This window comes from Anaerostipes sp. PC18 (assembly GCF_039789045.1).
GTDB lineage: Bacteria > Bacillota > Clostridia > Lachnospirales > Lachnospiraceae > Anaerostipes > Anaerostipes hominis.
Genome location: NZ_CP121164.1, coordinates 266809 through 287150, shown reverse-complemented (window position 1 = coordinate 287150; position 20342 = coordinate 266809). Strand labels below are relative to the sequence as shown.

The window sequence follows — 20342 nt, the reverse complement described above, 5'->3', positions numbered from 1 at the left end:
ATAATCCATCACCTCTCAGTATTCTCTGTTGTACTTTTTACTTCTGTCTGTGCAAGTTTCTCAAAATACTGGACAATCCCTGCATGATCGTCATTCATATGTCCCGATACCTTCAGTGCCTGAAAAACCTCAAAAAGCTGGCTGGTAAAAGGCACCGGCACGTCGATTTCATGGGCTGTCTCAACCACGTTTTTAATGTCCTTGTGATTAATAGAAATCTTCCCTCCCGGCTTAAAATTTCTTTCAAGAATCATCGGCATCTTTGCATCTAAGACAGCACTTCCGGCCAGTCCGCCTCTGATCGCCTTATAAACTTTGGACGGATCTGCGCCGGCCTTTGATGCAAGGACAAAAGCTTCCGAAACGGCAGCAATATTCATATTTACAATCACCTGATTGGCAAGCTTTGTAATGCTGCCGCTTCCGCTTCCGCCGATCAGAAGTGCCGAAGATCCCATAATCTCAAAATACGGAATCAGTCGGTCAAAAGCGTCCTGATCGCCTCCCGCCATGATGGCAAGAGTTCCTGAAACAGCTCCTGGTTCCCCGCCGCTGACAGGCGCATCCACAAAACTGACTCCCAGTTTTTCCAATTCTTCATAACATTCTTTCGACTGGACAGGGGTCACAGAACTCATATCACATATGACCGTTCCTTCCCTGACCGTGGATGCGATCCCCTCTTTCCCGAAAAGAGAGTCCTTTACAATCATTCCATCTGGAAGGATCATAAAAATAATGCCGCATTCCTTTCCAATCTGTGCCTTTGTTCCTTCCAAAGCTCCAAGGTCTGTCATCTGTTTTACTGCCTGATGATTTAGATCATTTACCATCAGCTCTACGTCTGCATTTTTTAAATTAATGGCCATTGGGAGTCCCATGATCCCAAGACCTATAAATCCTACTTTTGTCATTTTTCTGTCTCCTGTCATTTCTCTTCAATCTCTGCCATACATACAACCTGACTAGAATCCAGACCTTCAATCCTCAGTGGCGCATTGATAAAATTAAGTATTTTTGCATCCTTTGGAATTTCTGAGAGATGCATGTCTTCTATTCCTGTCACAAATTTTCCTGTATAGAATCCCAAGATATTTCTGTGGCAATCCGGAGGAAGTTCTCCTTCCGGCACTTTATCAGACGGCGATCCGATGGCCAGAAAATCCATTCCGATTCCTTTTAAGTCCGGAAAATTTTCTGAAAGGTAAATTCCTGCACTTGGCGCGATATATGGCCCTTCCTTTTGGTATCTCTCCGGCTCTGTAAACTTATACTGTTCAAATCCTGTACGGATCAGGGCAAAAGATACTTGTGATAAAACATCCGCAAAAGGTTCCAGATCCTCTTTGGCGATTCCCTGGGCATCGCTCTTTGGTATTTCTAAAAGTGCGGTTTTCTTGTGAAAGAAATATTCTACCGGCAGTTCATTGATACTGATTCCGTTTTTAACAAAGTGTCTTGGAGCATCCATATGGGTTCCGAAATGATTGGGCAATGTGCTTATAAAGGAACAAAATGGACAGTCATCTGATACATCGGTCATCTGCTCCACCTTAATAACCGGCTCCCCCGGCCACGCCAATCCTTCCGGATCTAATTTGTGTGATAAAAATAAATACATTACAGTTACCTCCTTCTCTTTAAAAAACTAAAATGAACCTGTACTTTTGATACGATTAGTATACCGGTATATCGGTATATCAGTCAATCATTTCTTGCTATTTTGTATAATTTATATATCATTTCTGTCAATTTATTGTGCATAATTATATATGAGTTTTATATCACTATCGTTGGATAGCTTCTTTTATTTTTTAGGAAAGTCTTTCACGCGTTAGCGTGACAAGGTCTTTCTTAAGAAAAAATAAAAAAGCCTCTCTACGTTAAAAATCATAGAGAGACTTTTGATATAATTTTCTGTCTAAGGTTCATATTAATAGTTTGATAGATTTTCGATTATCTCTTTAGAAGTTCTTATATGTCGGAAGATGTTCACGTTTCCGCTCATAACCCCTCACATCTTTGCTATGGGAAGTAGTAGGAATGGTAATAAAAATCGCCCGGCAGGTCGCAAACCTACCGGGCGAAAAAAATGCTTTGCTGTGTTGTTGAATTACATGGTATAATACATACCCATGACCGGAATAGCCCTGTGGAGAAACAAGGCTTTTTCTGAGCGGTGGAAATAGATTAGATTATGACAATAGCAAAACTGATCAGCGCCTTGATTACCCTCCTGCAAAGACGGGCGGGGCTGTCAACGGCGGCGCATACGCGCCGTTCATCTTGACCGTTGACTGGCTCGACTGGCTTTGCTATTTTGTCAGAAAACAATTTATTTTAGCATACTATATACACATTCCAATAATGTTAATGCAAGAATAATATTTATAACTCGATAGTATTTAAGATAATATTTTTGTATTAGTATTCCTAATCCAATCCATGTGATTGTTGCGATTGTCCCAATCGTTGCAATTATCATTTCAAATAATAGCAAAATGCTAAGAGATGTGCTGTAATCTGTAATATAGCCTGTCAACGCAGTAATGCCAAACATATATATTTTGATATTTACAAATTGAAGCATAAATCCTTTTGTGAAAGACGCTGATTTGCTGTCGCCACTTATATCTGGCTTACTGGCAGCAATATGAAAGGCCAGCCACAAAATATAGGCGGCACCAACATATTTCAGAATTTTCAAAATATCGGGAAGAAAACTACTTACGCCAAAGACAAATATTGCACAAATAGCCTGAACAATATAATAGCCTGCAAATATCCCTAAAAAAAGCGGTTTTCCTTTTTTCCAACCATAATTTGTTACTGTATTCAGTGCAAGAATATTTCCGGGTCCTGGTGTAAACGCATTGATTATACAATACAGCAAAAAGCTGGTAATAATATAAATTGGCATGAATTTTCCCTCCATGCCAATTAGTATATCACAACATTCTATTCATATAAAATTCTATTTGGAAATGCTTATCCATAGTTTGTAACTATGAAATGATAACCCCATATTTTTTTAAGGCTTCAACATATATTTGCCCCAATTCAGATAAGTCTTGTTTCTCATTCAAAATATATCCGATGTGCATTGCTTCATCTTCCGCAAGAGGAACAGCAATGATTTTGTCCCCTTGTAAATATTTTGGGAAAATACCACTTGAAATTGTGTAAGCGTCCATTCCAATCATAAGATTAACGATGGCTCCTCTATCGCTGACTTTAATATTTTTTTCTACTGAAACTGCACTAAACAATTCTTCTGCAAAATAAGAAGATTCATAACTGCCCTGTATAAAATTAAGCCGGGGATATTCTTCAAGTTCTTTCAAAGTAACAGATTGTTTTTCAGCCAAAGGATGTGTAGAACGCATAAATACATGCGGTTTGGCAGTAAAGAGTTCTATAAAAACTAATTTTGCTTCTTCTAATGCTCTGCGGATAACCGCCTCATTATTTTTGCAAATGTAGATAATGCCTAAATCGCTAAAGCGATTTTTTACATCTTCCATAATTTGATGCGTTTGCGTTTCATTTAAAATAAACTCAAAGCGTTCCTGTCCAAAATGCTCTACCATTTCAACAAAAGCATTTGTTGTAAAAGTATAGTGCTGCGTTGAAACGCTAAAACGTGTTTTAGGGGGTAAATGAGATATATATTTATCCTCTAACAACTCCATTTGTTGTATTACTTGCCGAGCATAACCGACAAATTCTGCGCCTTCCTTTGTTAATGCAATACCTGAACGACTCCGAATAAAGATTGTTATTCCGACTTCATTTTCAATATCTTTGATTGAGTTTGAAAGACTTGGTTGTGAGATATACAATTTTTTAGCTGCTTCTGTAATCGAACCATTTTCAACAACTGAAATGACGTATTTCAACTGTTGTATCGTCATTTTATCATCACCTTTTTGCCGAGCATTTTCTTAATTTTATCATAAAATAAGGTGTTTTTCTATCCTTACATTTCAAAACGGAATAATATAGGGCGGCTGTCTTGGCGTTACTTTATGGCACATGAGCATTGCTAGCCGGGTTATCCTGGCCGTAGCCCTCCAAAAGACTGACGCCGCCCCACACGCAAAAGGCACCGCCCAGACCAACAACGATAGTCTGCAAAACGTCTACTGCGCTATTGAAAAAATTCATATCAAGCGTGTCTTGATTACCCGGCTTCGGTGGGGCGTGTTATATTTTTTCATGGTCGGCTGACCTCCTTTCATGGGTGGATTCATTCAAGCGGCGTAAGCCGCAAAAAGGCGGGCTTGGGGTGGCAACCCCAACAAGATTCCCATAGGACAAAATGAGCGATTGGCGAAATTTAGTACTATGGTAGAATCTTGCTCTTAGAATGTGGCGGCTTTCTCTGTGTGGGCTTGTGCCGATTTTCCCCCGGCTTGCTGTGTGCGGATTCTGCCAAAACGGGCGCAAAAAAAGCAGCAAATCTTTTTCAGACTTACTGCTTGTATGTACCACTGTAATGGGCGGCGGTTATTCAGTTTTTATTTTCATTTACTGCCAAAGCGGAACTGGAACAGGGCAGAGATAAGCCACCGTTTTTTGTGAGAATAATTGTCTGACCGCATCTCGTGATACGGTATTCCTCATAGGGGTCTGCGAAACATTCATCTGATGTACTGAATGGGTAAAATTTTTCTTCTGTGAGGTATTCAAAGGATATTTCCCTTTGCCGCCGTTTGCTCCGTTCCCGCCATGCGTTGATAGCCGCGTAGCGTATGACAACTTTGCAGAAACCGTTGAAAGTATATATGATGTGTTCTTTGTATGCTGCCGTGGCAGATGAATAAAATTTTTAGCATATCTTTTATATCCCTTCATAAGCCTTCAAACCTTGATATTTCAAGCTTTCTGACGCTTTTTTCATTTTTTGTTTTTTGTTCCAAACTCACGCAAATCTATGTAAATCTACGCAAATTCACGGGCAAATGGTGTAGTAAATGATGTATTAAGTCCATTCTTTCTTAACCATATCCAGTGTTTTGACTTCCGGAATACCTATGAGTTTTGTCATCTACTCCGCTGTCCGGTCATAACTTGTATAAATATAAACACTCAGTGTAATACTGCATCAAAATGTCTCCTCAGATATCGCAACGTTTTCACATTCATACCCACATTCACAATATTCGCACAAAGTGTATCTCATAGAAAACGTGAGAGAGCATGTCCGGCAACAAGGAGTGATTGATATAGACCTTCTTGTATTTCTTCATTGTCCAATACATTTCATTCTACAATATATGGCACAATCTTTGGATGTATTTCCTGGGAAATTTATTAATAATCTCCGGCTCTTCGAATTCTGAAAGAGATTTCCAACAAGAAGATCAACAAATAATTTCCATCCTATTTATGATAACGGTAGCAGAGCATCATATGGTCAAAGCAAGCCATCGTCTAATCCGGTGTTCTTGACTATTCAACTACTGTGTCATGTTCGAGTATCTTGGTAAATTTGGAAATCATTTTCTGAGCAAGAGGTTCACAATAACTTTTTTCGGATAAATTTTTCCAGTATGATGCATATAGATTTTGCAATTTTCTAAACAACGATTCTGGATTGCACAAATAATACTCCCCATTATGTTCCACAATACAATCATATTCAAATGTAATGGCAGTATTCTCCTTTGTTTGACCTTGATGAATTATTCCACAACGAATCCCTTTGTAGAACTTTTGAGCATCAGAAGTAGAAATCTCAGAATCTAACTGTGGCAATACTGTTTTATATGCATCTACAATATGATTTCTGCCATCGGTTGACGCATCATACCCATTGATTAATTCAAAATATAATTCAACAAGAATACAATTAATACCCATGACAATAAACCCAAAAGTCTCGCGATTTTCAAATATTTTAGTAGTTCTGATAAATGTATTGATCGGTTTTATATAGTTGCCCTCAACCCGTAATCTCATATTTTTGCAAATCTGATTATAATACCTTACTATATCGGCATTAATTTTCTTTCCCAAAGCATAATTATAATTAGAAAGCAGCTCTTTTGCCTCTTCTGTTTTCATTGTCGTGTTAAAATATGTATGATCATTCTTGAACATGCTTCCCCTCCTACACAAAATCCGCTTCTGAAAGTTCACATAATTCAATACCACGTCCACTTAACTTATACTTCAGCAATTTACTAATACGGTCATCACAGGTGATGAAAAATAACTGTTCCATGGTTGCTTTTGATGACATTTGATACTTAAGCAAATCCATGAACGCAAGCATATTAACATCATCCATACATGCTGTCAGGTCATCAATAAAATATACTTTCATCTTTTCACGGTCATTTCTTGCATTAATACCCGCAAAAAAATGAGCCAACATAAAGACACTGATCTGACCATTACTTAAAACGTTAACGATACTCTTACCTTTATCATCAATTAACGAGATTCCCTCATTCTCCTGAACAATGTTAATTCCGTTACTAGAATTAAATCTTATCAGTTTATTATAGAATTTTCCAAGAGTCGGACCTACCTTTTCGTACTCGTCTTTCGAAAGTTTCTCCACAACTTCCCTGATATCTCTTGCTCTCCAAGATGCAATATCTTTCAGTTTCTGAAGTTCTTCTATCTCTTCATCAAGGCTCTGATTCTTCTTATTATCCTCCTCCAGTTTTTGATTCAAGTCATGTAAAGTATGATTTGCAAGAATACTATCGATGGCATTGAGCTTTGATACAAACAAATCATAAGAGAAATTCGAAATCTCATATGATGTGGTAATGAGATTTTTCACTTTTTCATATGTCTGTTGTACTGTTTCATTTTCAAACTTATACCCTAAAACCGTTAGAATCTTCTGATAAACATCTCTCACATTCTGCTCTTCGGCTTCCTCTAAAAGCATCCCCTCTACAGCATCCAATAATTCTCCTACCTTTTCTGCGTTCAATCCTTCTACATTGATTTCTCGTCTTGATTTCTGCAATATCTTAACCGCATCAAAATATGGCTGTATCTCATCCTTTAGAGCTTTCAGGCCATTAATCTCCACCTCTAACCTTTCCTTTTCTTTCTCCACGACAGTTTTTGTGTAATTAATGATTTTCTGATAAAGAGTTTCAATCTCTGTCTGTAACGACGTTTTCTGTACTTCTTTTACCTTTACAGATTCCCCATTTTGCTTAATATACTCATCGGCTTCTTTAAGAATCAAAGCCTCTTCCATGGTAGAAAATGACTTCGAACCACAAACGGGACATCGGGCAAGACCATTCTCTTTTAAAACAGCATCTCTATGTTCAATCACCACTTGTTTATTCGCCGAAAGAGAAGACAACAACTTAAGCATCTTATTATTCTTGGAAAGCAGCTCAATCTCGGCAGAGAGCTTCTTTAGATTTTCCTCTTTCTCTTTAATTACCTTCTTATCCATATCAAAATCAGACTTCATAAAGCCATCAATTTCGAAGGCAATCATTGCTTCTCCGGCCTGAAAGATTGTATCTTTTGCAAGAGACAACCCCTTCAATTTACTAAGTTTGGTCTCAAGACTTATAATTGCATCCGTATTCTTCGAAAATCCAGCTTTCACCGCACGTTGAATATGCTCTTCTTTCGTCTCCCAGTAAGAAGCAATTTTTTTAATAACAACCTGCTGGGCCTTTAAATTCTCATTTTCTACAAGTTTATAAAGTTCTTCTCTCACCACCTGATAACCACAATTACACACTTCTGCTTTCTGTGCACTTAACTCCTCTTTATTAAGACCAACTATATCTGTCTTTTCATCCGGATAAAAAATGGTCGAAGGATATGAAACCTGCTTTGCATCCTCACGAACTTTCGATAACTGATTCTTGTGGTTTTCAATCACCGTCTGCGGTACCTTCTGCTTTTTCTTATCCTCAATATATCGATCAACATCCTCAGCAAAAAGCTCCAGATTCTCCGCAACCATCTTACGATCTTCATAGTTTGTGATAAACTCATTAAAGAAGTCCTTTAGATCCTTTCTCTTTTTGCTTTGAACATTAAATGACTTCTGAACATCACAAAAATGAAAATTATAGAAACTATCTCCTACATATTCCCGGACAAATGATTTCGCCATTTCTTCATTTCCATCTATCGTAGCCTTAGATGACCTTGGATCTAGTTCATCCTTTGTCTGTTCTCTGCAAAGAATTATCTCTTTATCTCCATCAACTAACCAGAGAACTACCTTGACCTTCGTTTTCGCTCCAGCATAACGATTCTTTAGAATACCATCCGTATTCATCTTGCGTTCAGTATCATTGGTACTTCTAGCATCAAAAGCAGTTTTTAATCTTCCAATGTTGCCAGTCAGACACCACTCAATCGCATCGACAGTTGTCGTCTTACCAATTCCATTTGCAGCTGAAAGAAGCACAACCGGCTTAGCATTAAAATCAATGGTTTTATCGCTAAACCCTCTAAAATTTATCATTCTTATCTTGCGAACTATCATCTTTTCAGCCACTCCTTAATCTGTTCGTAATCCTGCACTTCAAAAGACTTATCCAGTACACCTTCTCTTTCTTTTCTGTTCACTCTTTTCCGTTTCTTTTCCATTAGTGCTAATAGTCCCTCATCTTCAGGAAGTAACTGACTCAATCGTTTCATTTGCTCCGTATCCGGTGCAAATGCATCTGTCGGAATCATATGAAATGGTAATTCGATCACCTCATCATCATCAATTACAATTTGATTCTTATCTGTCATATCGCCCTTAATGAGAATCTTCCTTGATATTAGCAAATTACCCTCCCGGCTCTTATCTAGAATCTCCTTGGAATAAACAATCAACTGCACAACATTATACTTTAGTTTATGAATCATTTCTGCTTTACCATTAATAATCATAAACACACGAATTCGATCATCCCAGCGATCGCATAAGGTATTGATTTCCATCAAGTCTCCATCCAGAAGAAAAAACAAATCATCTCTCTGCTCGCTGATAAAAATACATAACAACTCTTCCGGCTTCTGATCCAAATCAAAGAGATCCTCCAGATTAATTCTATATTCAGAAGCTATATTCCCAACAAGGATATCCTTATAACCGCTCTTTTTAAACTCTTCTTGTAAAATCATAGCTACATTTCCTCTTTAACACATTTCTCTGAAAAGATGCAGCCACCGCAAACGTCCGGTACGCTCCATTCATCCTCATCAATTCCAATACACTCCATACACTCAATATAAAAACTATCCTCACCAAGATCCGCAACCGTAGGATTTTCATTTACGTTTGCCGTACTATAATTATAATAATTTTTACCTTTGGTAATTTTACTATTCTCAAAAAACCATTTTTCTGGCTTCGGTGAAATATTCACCATCCGTTCCACAATCTTTCGTTTTATACCTTTAAACTTTCCGCCCGCCGGAGGTAAAATTACACTATGGCTTACATATTTATCTTCTGGAAAATTCAGACAAACATAGTCAGTAACCGAGGAATCTATGTAATGACACGGATCAAACATTTCTAAGTGAACCGAAATCTCCGTCTCATCATTCACCTTCTCCTGACAAATGTCTAACATAATCTTCCACAGATAATCCAGAAAAACAAGAAAGACTGTTTTACATTCCGTCATATAGCTGAATCTGTCATCTACAATCGCACCTCTGTAAGCAGCAATCTTACTAGCATCGTCCGTACTAAATGTATTCAACAGCTGATACTGACCATCTACAGTTTGAGCAATTTTATTTATCCATTGTAAAGTATTCCGGTATATCCGATTCAACATGCGTGTCTGTAAGGCAGAAAGGTCATTACTGTGAAAGAAAGTAGAGGACAGCCAATAAAAGGCGCACTTTAATAAGCTGTCTAATGGCAGCGCAAAAAAGATTATTGTTTTAAAAAGCTAAGAAGCTAATTGCGATTCGGAAATTTTCCCTTCGCGTATAAGAAGTTTCATAGCCTGCTTGATTGCCTTTTCCTTTTGTTTTTCTTTCATAGGTTCTGGCATATCAATTTTAAATAAATCGGTCGGATTCCATGCTTCCCCAGTAGATAACATCTGATAGATAGCAGTGAGAATCATCCGGGCGATAGCAATAATGGCACGTTTTTTACCACGACGTTTCATGATGCGTTCATACTTTTGCTTGTAGTAAGGAGATTTATCAGATTTCACGGCTGCATGGGCAACTTGTACCAATGCAGGTTTGAGGTAGACACCGGCACGTGTTATCCTGACAGATTTCTTCTTACCAGCAGATTCATTGTTGCCGGGAGTGAGTCCCGCCCAACAGCATAAACGTTTGGAATTCGAAAACGGAGTCATATCGGTACCAATTTCAGAGATAACAGTGATTGCACTGTTACGATCAACACCTGGAATGGTACACAGTAACTGGACAGCATTTTCATATGGAGCAATCAAAGAATCAAGCATCGTGTCTATATCATTTATCGTAGATGTGATATAATCCAGATGTGCGCGGATGAGGCGCATACGATATTTTTGGGAATCAGTCATCTGATAGCCTTCGATGGATTCAATGACACTGTCAGACTTCTTCTTTAGGGAACGAAGCAGTCTGGAAGCTATTTCTTCGTGGTTGATGGAATTGTCAGGTTGTTCAATTAGGTAATCAATAACAGATGTAGCTGATTTCCCGAAGATATCGGAAACTACTGAATCTAATGCGACATTACAGACAGTGAGCGCATTCTGATATCTGTTCTTTTCACTGGTACGGCAGGAAGTCAGTTTGTAACGGTATCTTGTAAATTCACGCAGAATACGAATCGGCTTACAAGGGATATAACTTCCCGGAACCAGACCTAATCGAAACAAATCCCCAATCCATTTGGAATCTTTCGTATCATCTTTATTGCCTTTGACAGCTTTTACCCATTTAGGGTTAGCGATGGTGACGTTTATTTCGTCTTCTAAAAGGTTAAAGACGGGAATCCAGTATTTTCCGGTAGATTCCATACAGACATCGCGACATTGGTTTTTAACAAGCCATTCTTTGAATTGCAGAATAGAATTGTTAAAGGTGGAGAAACGCTTCTTTTGATACGAAGGTTCCACACCGGAAGTGGTTTTAATGATTGTGGCAACGAGAAAAGATTTGTGAACATCGACACCACAACAGGTTTGATAAACAACTTTCATAATCAAGAACTCCTTTCAAAATAAGATAAAGAAGCCATTGACTGTTCCACCACACATTTAACAGAGAAGTTAAAACAATTCTTACTGTACGGTCTTATAGAGCCCCTTATTTGTGCTTGAAAGATGGAACTTACACTGATTATTATGCTGTCTAAAACGAAGAAAGTCTTTACGACTTACCTCACCGTGCTTTGTAGTATAGCTTCTTTAAAAACTATTTTATCAGCAATGTGGAAAAGTGAAAGACTTTCATTACTATTTGTGCCGCCGACTTGGCGGCGGAATGGAGATTATTATTTATAATCTCACCATATTCTTCGCAAACAACACCCGCCAGATAATTTGCAATAGTCTTTTCTATCTTCGTTCTGACGGAATCTGACATATACTGATCAAATTCCTTTTTATCCACTCGCAGATGTTCAAAATTCGAATCAACCAATTCATAACGACGTTGTATATATGAAATCGCAAGACCAAGCAAAATTAACTGCCAGTGCTCCTCATTTCCACCACTATCAGTATTCGGATAATTTCGGGCTAATGCTTTCATCAATTCTACTTTGTACTCATTAATATCCAATTGGTGGGAAATATCATATTCGGCCATAAACCCGTTCAACGAGTCCTCCGAAGCCATGGCCGCAAACAGATTTTGCTTTTGTACGTCTTTCTTATTCGTTGTGTAAATATTCGTCTTAAGCCAGGTAACTGGATCTACAATATTTGAATAATCCATCGACTTGCGCAATGTATTTCCAAGTCCAATATATGCTTTCATCTCATCAAACGTTGGTTTCTTAACCTTTGGCTTTCTATGTATATAAAGTCTCGGAACTGCTTTTAAAGTAGACTGAAGCATCTGAAGGCGTAGATACTGATAATAGAGATCTGTGGAAATTTCCTTTATATTAGGGTTTGTCTTCGGATAATATTTCACCTGAATAAACTCAAATGTACCATCCTCGAAAAATACATCCACATCCTCTAGATATTCTGAACAGACATACTTTACTTGCTTCTGAAGGAGACACATAATTGTAATATAATCCTGAAATAGAAATCCTCTAATCTTACTCGTTGCATCTCTATCCTTATCACCATCATACATGGCTGACAATTTGTCAAATTCTTCTTTCGTATATAGACTCACGAATCATTTCCCCTCTTTATTTGCATCTACATATCCTTTTTCAATTCGTCTACATATAGATCCGGATGCTGCATTGAAAATATTTCTTTCTGCCTCTCAATCTCTGCTTTCAACTGCTCTTTCGTAGGCAAATAAGTCAGATATTTTGACATGAACAATCGATCATTATCATGAAGTACCGAATATCTGGCAAGATCCTCATCTGTTTCTGAACACAACAGAATCCCAATGGTAGGGTTATCTCCCTGCCCTCGCTTTAAATCATCATACATACGCACATACATATCAATCTGTCCCACGTCTTGATGAGTAATTTTGCCCATCTTCAAATCGATTAGAACATAACACTTCAGTTCGATATTGTAAAAAACGAGATCTAAATAGTAGTCCGAAGTTTCCGTTACAATATGCTGCTGACGAGCCACGAATGCAAATCCTCTGCCCAATTCCATTAAAAAATCTCTAATATGCGAAAGAATGGCAGATTCTAAATCTCCCTCTAAGTAGGTATCTTCATTTTTGAAACCAAGAAATTCCGCAATCACCGGACTTTTGATTAGTTCAAACTGATTTTTCTGAAACTCTGCGGTTTTCTGTTTCATTTCTTCAATTACAGCATCTTTTTTGGGTGCCTGAAGCAGTCTATAATAATATTGCGTACTGATATTACGATCTAAGGTTCTTGAACTCCAGTTCTCATCAATAGTCTCTTTCATGTACCAATAGCGCGCATTTTCATCTGCAACGCGAAGAAGACTCCGAATGTGCTTTCCCGATGAACAGATTGTGAACGCATGCGTTCACAATCTGTTCATCGGGAAAGCACTGATAAAATTTGATGTAATAATGCAAATTCCTTTTGGAATAATTTTTGCCAAACTCCTTTGTCAAATCGTCTGCCAATGCAGAAATTAAACCTCTGCCATACTCTGCACGTTCACTGCCGCCCATTTCCTGCTCTACAATTCGTTTGCCAATATTCCAATAAGTAAGCAGCATTGCCTTACTAGAGGCACTATAAGCTGCTTCTTGTCCGGAAGAAATAATGCTTTTAATTTCTGTAATAACTGATTGGTATGGCGTCAAATGATTTTCCATTATGTCACCTCAATTTTCCATAATAATTATATTTTAACTTGCTTTTACTGTCATATCAAGACACTTTCAAAAATGGTGTAGTAGTGGTGTAGTAAGCGCCTTTATCTGTCACAGAACTATTGATTTTACTGGCTTCTCCAAGACTTTTCAAGATACTGCCGTGCAAGACATAGAAAATTCCTCCTTTCTGCCACGTGGGGCGGTGCATAGTTTATGGTTACATCTGTAATTCATAAGGATAGCAGCGCTTTAAGCTGTTACGCCTTGATTACTTGCATATGAGGCTAATTTTTCACCCATTTTAAAAGCGTTTTGGCAATCTATCGGAAACTGCTTTTTTCTGATTTTTCCCTTATGTTCTGCATTGAAATTTGATGCAGCATATTTTGAATAATCGTCAAACTGGTAACAGTCTGCAGAAATGATATATTCAGAATGTCCATTTAAAAGTTTCAAGTAATTTTTGTTGTTTTCAAAAATATAATGATAGCCAAACGATTTTATCATTTCATGTGGCAAGCCCATAGTATAAATAAAACCAGTTTGTATCGTACCCATAAAATTTGTGCGGTTTGCTGAATCATAAGAAAGATTTGCAAATATAAGCCGTTCCATAAAAGATTTCATTTCTCCGGTAATGTTGCCTAAATAGATGGGGGAACCGAATATCAAAATATCACTTGATATAACTTTTTTTAACACCTCTGTCAAATCATCTTTCATTGCACAATGTCCATTAAGATTGCTTTCTTTTTTCTTGCACGCAAAACAGCTACAACAACCTTTAAAATCTAAATCATAAAGATGAATCAAGTCTGTTTCTGCACCAATAGAAGCGACTCCTTCAAGAGATTTCTTTAACAGAGCGACCGTATTCCAATTCTTTCTTGGACTTCCGTTAATTGCTGTTACTTTCATACAAAACTCCCTTTTTATTTACATTCAAAAAACTTTTGTTATAATTAGTATAGCTTTAAGAAACAAAAATACAAGTACGCACACTTTTGTGCCCTAGAATAGTGAGGAATAAATGGCTGATAGAAATTTATATAATGGCTCTTGTGAAATTGTAAGTGCGCTCAATCTTCTCAGTGGTCGTTGGAAGTTACCAATTTTATGGAAATTATCTTATGGAAATATACGATACAATGAACTAAAAAGGCAAGTTCATGGTATCACCAATATTATGCTAACTCGTTCATTACAAGAATTGGAAACACATGGTTTAGTTACTCGTATTCAATATTCGGAAATCCCACCTCATGTAGAGTATTGTTTAACACAAGCCGGATTAAAGTTGGTTCCAGCGTTACAGGAGTTAAAAAAGTGGGGAGAAGAACAGGCGATTCTTGAAAAACAGCTACTTTCAACTTCTAAAAATAAAGTTTCAAATTCAAAATAGTTTTATATTTATCTATCTTTTTGACCATATAAGAATGAGAGGGATTCCGTAGTCGTCGGCATTGTGTGTAATGTGTATAACTGGCTGTCTTATGGAGTTGTGGGTAACTCTGTTTGCAGAATATGGGAAAGCTGCACTTTAGCTTTTCCATGTTCTGTGAACAGAGTTATCCATGACACAATAGCCTGTTATGCACATTTCCACAATGTTTTTTTTGCTTCTCCGGCTCGCTGGATCTGTGTTTCTCCCTCCATTCCTTTTGCCGTTCTCGGTTGTATGCAAGCCGCTTTTCCTACGCTTCCTGTTCCTCCTGCTGGCGGCGGTCATTCCCCCGCCCGATAAGCGGCGGCGGCAAAGATGTTTCGTCCAGTCTTTGCGCGCCTGCGCCTTTTGCTCCTGCACAAGCTGTTTCCGCTTGTTTTCAAGCTGTCTGATTTCCTCCTCGATACCTGCGATTTTTTCAAGTTTGGTCTTTGGCATATCTGAAATGCTCCTTTCATTTCTGGAGTATGGAATGGATTTTTACAAATAAGCGGTTTTCCGTTTTACTCCGTCCTGTCGGCAAGTATCATTTTCAATAGCTTGTCGCGGAATGTTTCTGTGCCGCTGTGGTTGAAAACAACTCCGCAACAATGATCTGCCCGTTCCTCTGCGTCGTGATGATACCGTCGGGTTTCCGGGCGCGAAAAAGGGATTTCCCGTGGTTGGAAAATCCCTCTTTGCTGTCGGTTATTCTGTTTTACTGTGCGGGCGGCGCGGTGGCTTGTGCTTTTTTCCTTTCCCAAATGTCCAGATATCTCCCTTGCATCCCCTGCAAAATCCTCTCCGGATGCGAATACCCTATCTGCACGCCACGACGAAAAATCCTGGTTCCAGTCGGCACCTGTGATGCCGATAAGAATACACTGTTCCTTCATCTGTGCCCGGATATTCTCTGCTTCTCCCGGAAAAGTATGTATCCAGATGACCGGGTCATCTTTCCTTATTTTATCATCAAAAATTGTGATCTCAGATCCCTTAACTTTCAACTCCTTCATTTATTCATCTTCTTTCCCATCAGTTCATAATAAAAAATGTACTGCTGCATGACTCCTTCACATCCATTGTATCTTTCTGCCGGAAACCCGTCAGGATAATGGCCTTCCAGAGCCTGTCTGATGTGAGTGTCTACAGGAAATGCTTCAAAATGATGAAGTGCAAACAGGCAGATACAGTCCGCCACTTTCTCCCCGATGCCATACAGTTTCATCAATTCAGTCTTTGCCTCTTTATAAGGCATTTGTTTTATTGCCTCCAAAGAGACTTCTCCCTCTGTCAGGCTTTTTGCAGTCCGCACCACATACTTGCTCCGGTACCCCAGGTTGCTGTCCTTCAAAGCATCCTCATGAAGTTCCGCCAATTCCTCCGCTTGGGGAAATGTATAGTAAAGCTTCCCTGATCCGTCAAATCTTTTCTCTCCATAACACTCACAAATGTTGTCAATACACCGGCGGATGCGGACAATATTGTTTTGCTGTGATATTAAAAATGAGACGATCATTTCCCATAAATCCTGATTCAAAATACGGATGCCGAAACCAAACTCCGAGGCTTTTTTCAGATATTGGTCTTGTTCATCAATTGATTCTATGTATTTTTTGTAATCTGTATTCAGATCAAAATATTCCCTCCAAAATGTCTCGTACTTCCTTTCATCACAGTGAAATGTGCATTGGTTTCCATTCTGGGTCACTTCCAAATATTCATTTCCTGCAATCACCGAATATGTATTGTCATGCTTCTGCCTCATACGGAAACACTGACCGGAATCACAGATCTGTGCAATGTTAAAACAGTCTAATTCTTTTGTTATCATAATACTCCTTATAATATAGACATATAAACTTTCCTTTTATACTTCATCATTTTCTCTTTGCCTAATATGGAATTATCTTATTTACATCCCTTATATCTGAGTAGCTTGTATCATCTATGATAATTCCAATACCGCTTCTGTCTGATTCTGCACAGTTTCCAGATGTTATCTTGATCACTTATTGTTAATCCTAAGTACACTAAGACTATATTTGTACGCGTTCAATTGGTGTATTTCAAACACTTATAGTTAGCTCTAATACCCATTTCCTTCGCATAAAATAGTCATTCTATTAAAACAACAATTCTCACCAAAAAGCTCACATATCTCTCCATCCCGCATAAACTCGGATTTTTTTAAAACGGTCGATCCCCCATACTTTATACGCTATCATAGGCCGACCTTTATTAAATATCATACTATAATAATTGCCTTTTTCCATATATTTTAAAAATTCATAGAAAATACTGGTACGATCCTCAAAATATTTAATTCATCACATTTTTGCTTCCGTTAAACATTAAAAACAAATTTTTTCACAATTCTGTCTCAATCGATCCAATATCTCATCCACCCGATCCAACACCGCCTCATAATCAACCTTTTCATAATCCGTCACGTTCAGTTCAATCAGACTCCCCAACTGAAACTTATCATAACCTTTATTTAAACACCGGTCTTTAAATATTTCATAAGTCACCAGAGCATCCGCCTTCGTCCGGTCTTCCAGCACATCCCCTTCATGATATCGTGTCACCAGATGTGCCAGGTGTCTGGACAGTTCCAGATCTCTGTTTCTTGACCGCTCATACAACACATCAATGTTTCCGGTAAGGCGGATCGTGAGCACCTGATATCCATAAGTTAAGGAAAGGCTTTCAAGTCTTCCCTTCTGTTTTTCGCTGAACGGATAATCCGAAATTACCGAGTACTCCCCGCTCATGAGTTCCTCCAGCTTTGCATAGTACAACTCCCAGCTTTGATCTTCCAGACGAATCTTTTCTTCTATATTTTCAAATCCAAAACGGTCCCACAGCTTCTCTTTCATTTCATCCTGAGAAACTACAACAAATTCATTGTGCCGATTTAAAATCTGTTTGCAGAAGAACGTCTTCCCCGTTGCCGGATAACCGGCAAGGAGTATCATTGCTTTTTTCATACATCTCTCCCAAATAAACAGACTGCCGCGGCAAAACGGCAGTCTCCTGTTATAATGCTAATTCAACTGTCAGATAATAAGTATCTGCCCGGTAATAAGCTTCTACATACTCTCTTGGAATTTTGTTTTCGTCATAGGAAACACGCTTCACATAGATCAGAGGCGCTCCCACTTCCACCTGAAGCAGCTTGGACCTCCGCTCATCTGCCAAAATAGAATAAATCTTTTCTTCCGCTTTCGCCAGCTTGATGTGACAGTGGTTCACATAATAAACTCTCAGCGATTCCTTGGAAAAGTCTTTCTCCAGCGCTTCCGGAACCCAATCGTAATCCAGATAATTGGTCTCAATATACATGGGCTTTTCATCTGCATACCGGACCCTCTCAATCCTGATCACTTTTGCGCCCTCTTCAAGCTGAAGATTTTCTAAGACTTCCTGATCCGCACGAATGACCGTCTTATCCAGAACCTTTTTGCTCGCCACCCTCTTGCCGTCACTGTGTTCCCGCAAAAAATTGACGATCTTCTGGTTATCACTTTTTGCTTTCATGTTCTTTACATAAGTCCCATGGCCGCGTTTTTTTTCGATCAGTCCTTCATCTGCCAGCATATCCATCGCTTTTCTGACCGTAGCCCTGCTGACCTTATAATAAGCCATCATTTCACTCTCAGCAGGGATCAGATCCCCGATCTGATACTTCCCGGTGACAATGTCCTGATACATATAATCATATATCTGGTAATAAAGCTGTTCCCTTCCGCTGAAATCCAATTCATGTTTCATCGCTTACACCTCTCTGTAACTGTGTTCCTAAAATTATTCCATCAGCTCCCCGCCCACGAGATTGATGGACTGTCCGGTCAGATAGCTTGAGCTGTCCGTAGTCAGGAAGATCGCCGCATCCGTTACATTTTTCAGATCTACCAGCTTATGCATCGGAATATTCTTCTCAAAATACGGGAGCACTTCTTCCGGATCTAAATTTCTTTTCTTTGCATATTCATATTTTAACTTCTGCCACATCTCTGTCGGGACAATTCCCGGACAGATGGTATTTACCCGTATGCCCTTGTCTGCAAATTCTTTTGCTATGGACTGGGACAGTCCCTGGACACCGTATTTGCTTGCGCAGTAAATGGTCTGCCAGGAACTTGGCTTTTTCCCTGAAAGTGAAGACATATTGATGATTGTTCCGCCTCCGTCAAGCATCTGTCTCACTGCCGCCTGACAGCACAAGAACGTGGCTTTCAGATTCACATTGATCGTCGTATCCCAAAGTTCCTCACTGCTTTCCAGAAACGGCGCCATCTTGGAAAATCCGGCAGAGTTGATCCATGAATTGATTCTACCATATCTTTCGGCTGCTTTACATGTATTTTCATCAATTTGCTCTTTCTTCGTCACATCCGTCTTGAAAAAGCAGGCCTCACCGCCTCCGGCCTTTATTTCCTCCACAACCTGCATGGATTTTTCTTCATTCAGGTCAAAGATTACAACTTTGGCTCCCCTCTTTGCAAACTCTTTTGCCATAGCGGCTCCCATGCCGCTTCCGCCTCCGGTGATGACAGTTACCTTATCATCTAATCTCTCCGCATTCATGTTAAAAGCCTCCTTTACTTTTTAATATACTCCGCAACATTGACTTGTTTATCCTGAGGCATAACCTGGACAAAAACATTAACTCCCTTTTGGATCAAATCAAGGAAGTTTTTATTTTCTTCCGGGTTAGTAGAAATATTTTTATACAAAACACTTCTCCCTTCTTTTGCACCCATTCCTCCCACGTCGATCTCATCGATTTCAATTCCTTGATCCACCATGTAATTCAGGATTTCCGGCCCTTTTACAAGAAGGATTGTAGGCGCTTCCAGCCCCTGTTTCATAAATTCCACCGCATCGTCCCGGTTAAATATACCGATGGCAATCTCATCGGGCACTGCCATTTCCAGCACATTGATCATAAAATCGTCTTCTGCCACTTCATCATCGGCAACGACAACCTGTACTGCATTTTTCTGCTTGATCCAGGCTGTCATCACCTGCCCGTGGATCAGCCGGTCGTCAATTCTTGTTAAGACTAAGTTTTCCATTCTTCCTGCCTCCTTTGCTTAAATTCATTCCCTTTACCGCCAATGCCCCCGGAGAGACTGCCTCCTGTATCAGTTCATCCAGCGTGCTCTTTTCGGTTCTGGCAAAAACCAGAGTGATCAGCATCGGCATATTCATACCTGAAACCACACCGATCTTATGGTCTTTCGCCAGGTATCCTGTACTGTTAAAAGGGGTTCCCCCTGTCACATCCGTAAGAACCAAAGTACCTTCCTCTGATTCGTACTCTTTTATCTCACTTTCCAGTCTGTTTCTGTATGCTTCCGGAGACTCTCCGGGCAGGAGAGGGACAGCTGATATCCCCTCCTGTTCCCCTGCCACCATTTGAAGGCTTTCTAAAAGCCCTTCACAGAAACGGCCGTGGCTTACTAACATAATATGTATCATAACGGCATCC

21 protein-coding genes and 3 pseudogenes are annotated in these 20342 nt (G+C 39.1%); 1 reads left to right on the top strand and 23 read right to left on the bottom strand.

Annotated features, from left to right (window positions below; translation table 11 throughout):
* Positions 1-8: 8 nt before the first annotated feature.
* The 15 genes and pseudogenes from garR to P8F77_RS01440 all read right to left on the bottom strand — a co-directional run bounded on the left by garR (position 9) and on the right by P8F77_RS01440 (position 14337).
* A complete protein-coding gene (garR, locus tag P8F77_RS01510; protein ID WP_235824668.1) occupies positions 9-914 on the bottom strand; it encodes a 2-hydroxy-3-oxopropionate reductase in 906 nt (301 codons plus the stop codon).
* 14 nt (positions 915-928) lie between these two features.
* A complete protein-coding gene (locus P8F77_RS01505; RefSeq protein WP_024728797.1) occupies positions 929-1621 on the bottom strand; it encodes a cyclase family protein in 693 nt (230 codons plus the stop codon).
* Between the two features lie 714 nt (positions 1622-2335).
* The gene (locus tag P8F77_RS01500; protein ID WP_347256238.1) at positions 2336-2920 is read right to left on the bottom strand and encodes a LysE family transporter; all 585 of its coding nucleotides are present in this window, start codon (positions 2918-2920) and stop codon (positions 2336-2338) included.
* Positions 2921-3005: 85 nt separating this feature from the next.
* On the bottom strand, positions 3006-3914 hold the full coding sequence (locus P8F77_RS01495) for a LysR family transcriptional regulator (RefSeq protein WP_347256237.1): 909 nt from the start codon (positions 3912-3914) through the stop codon (positions 3006-3008).
* Between the two features lie 124 nt (positions 3915-4038).
* Positions 4039-4167 (bottom strand): annotated as a pseudogene (locus P8F77_RS01490) (Maff2 family protein); the annotation flags it as partial.
* 394 nt (positions 4168-4561) lie between these two features.
* Positions 4562-4792, bottom strand: a pseudogene (locus P8F77_RS01485) (sigma-70 family RNA polymerase sigma factor); the annotation flags it as partial.
* 662 nt (positions 4793-5454) lie between these two features.
* Positions 5455-6105, bottom strand: a complete 651-nt coding sequence (locus P8F77_RS01480; RefSeq protein WP_347256236.1) for a hypothetical protein — start codon at positions 6103-6105, stop codon at positions 5455-5457.
* Positions 6106-6115: 10 nt separating this feature from the next.
* Positions 6116-8494, bottom strand: a complete 2379-nt coding sequence (locus P8F77_RS01475; RefSeq protein ID WP_347256235.1) for an AAA family ATPase — start codon at positions 8492-8494, stop codon at positions 6116-6118.
* On the bottom strand, positions 8491-9123 hold the full coding sequence (locus tag P8F77_RS01470; protein WP_347256234.1) for a hypothetical protein: 633 nt from the start codon (positions 9121-9123) through the stop codon (positions 8491-8493). The genes P8F77_RS01475 and P8F77_RS01470 overlap by 4 nt, the downstream gene beginning before the upstream one ends.
* A gap of 2 nt (positions 9124-9125) precedes the next feature.
* Positions 9126-9710, bottom strand: a complete 585-nt coding sequence (locus P8F77_RS01465; protein WP_347256233.1) for a hypothetical protein — start codon at positions 9708-9710, stop codon at positions 9126-9128.
* Between the two features lie 195 nt (positions 9711-9905).
* On the bottom strand, positions 9906-11168 hold the full coding sequence (locus P8F77_RS01460) for an IS110 family transposase (RefSeq protein WP_148460424.1): 1263 nt from the start codon (positions 11166-11168) through the stop codon (positions 9906-9908).
* 214 nt (positions 11169-11382) lie between these two features.
* On the bottom strand, positions 11383-12321 hold the full coding sequence (locus P8F77_RS01455) for a hypothetical protein (protein ID WP_287518206.1): 939 nt from the start codon (positions 12319-12321) through the stop codon (positions 11383-11385).
* A 26-nt stretch (positions 12322-12347) separates the two neighbouring features.
* Entirely contained in the window at positions 12348-13037 is a 690-nt protein-coding gene (locus P8F77_RS01450; protein WP_347256232.1) for a PDDEXK nuclease domain-containing protein, read from the bottom strand.
* Between the two features lie 19 nt (positions 13038-13056).
* The gene (locus P8F77_RS01445) at positions 13057-13419 is read right to left on the bottom strand and encodes a DUF1016 N-terminal domain-containing protein (protein ID WP_330625608.1); all 363 of its coding nucleotides are present in this window, start codon (positions 13417-13419) and stop codon (positions 13057-13059) included.
* Between the two features lie 249 nt (positions 13420-13668).
* Complete coding sequence (locus P8F77_RS01440; RefSeq protein ID WP_270430455.1) at positions 13669-14337, bottom strand: flavodoxin family protein; 669 nt, start codon at positions 14335-14337, stop codon at positions 13669-13671.
* 112 nt (positions 14338-14449) lie between these two features.
* Between P8F77_RS01440 and P8F77_RS01435 the strand changes: the two genes are divergently transcribed.
* Positions 14450-14821: a helix-turn-helix domain-containing protein gene (locus P8F77_RS01435; protein WP_024728805.1), complete on the top strand. Its 372-nt coding sequence runs from the start codon at positions 14450-14452 to the stop codon at positions 14819-14821.
* Between the two features lie 138 nt (positions 14822-14959).
* On the opposite strand, the gene P8F77_RS01430 is transcribed toward P8F77_RS01435, so the two are convergent.
* The 8 genes and pseudogenes from P8F77_RS01430 to P8F77_RS01395 form a co-directional block, all read right to left on the bottom strand.
* On the bottom strand, positions 14960-15301 hold the full coding sequence (locus P8F77_RS01430) for a hypothetical protein (protein ID WP_287518199.1): 342 nt from the start codon (positions 15299-15301) through the stop codon (positions 14960-14962).
* Between the two features lie 65 nt (positions 15302-15366).
* Positions 15367-15554 (bottom strand): annotated as a pseudogene (locus P8F77_RS01425) (transposon-encoded TnpW family protein).
* A 300-nt stretch (positions 15555-15854) separates the two neighbouring features.
* Positions 15855-16676: a DNA glycosylase gene (locus P8F77_RS01420; protein WP_287518196.1), complete on the bottom strand. Its 822-nt coding sequence runs from the start codon at positions 16674-16676 to the stop codon at positions 15855-15857.
* A gap of 520 nt (positions 16677-17196) precedes the next feature.
* Entirely contained in the window at positions 17197-17835 is a 639-nt protein-coding gene (locus tag P8F77_RS01415) for an AAA family ATPase (protein WP_287518193.1), read from the bottom strand.
* A gap of 49 nt (positions 17836-17884) precedes the next feature.
* Complete coding sequence (locus P8F77_RS01410) at positions 17885-18619, bottom strand: GntR family transcriptional regulator (protein WP_024728809.1); 735 nt, start codon at positions 18617-18619, stop codon at positions 17885-17887.
* A 33-nt stretch (positions 18620-18652) separates the two neighbouring features.
* The gene (locus tag P8F77_RS01405) at positions 18653-19435 is read right to left on the bottom strand and encodes an SDR family oxidoreductase (protein WP_024728810.1); all 783 of its coding nucleotides are present in this window, start codon (positions 19433-19435) and stop codon (positions 18653-18655) included.
* 14 nt (positions 19436-19449) lie between these two features.
* The gene (locus P8F77_RS01400; protein WP_024728811.1) at positions 19450-19926 is read right to left on the bottom strand and encodes a PTS sugar transporter subunit IIB; all 477 of its coding nucleotides are present in this window, start codon (positions 19924-19926) and stop codon (positions 19450-19452) included.
* Positions 19898-20320, bottom strand: coding sequence for a PTS sugar transporter subunit IIA (locus P8F77_RS01395; protein ID WP_347256231.1), 423 nt, complete (start codon positions 20318-20320; stop codon positions 19898-19900). Before P8F77_RS01395 ends, P8F77_RS01400 begins: the two co-directional genes overlap by 29 nt.
* Positions 20321-20342 lie beyond the last annotated feature (22 nt).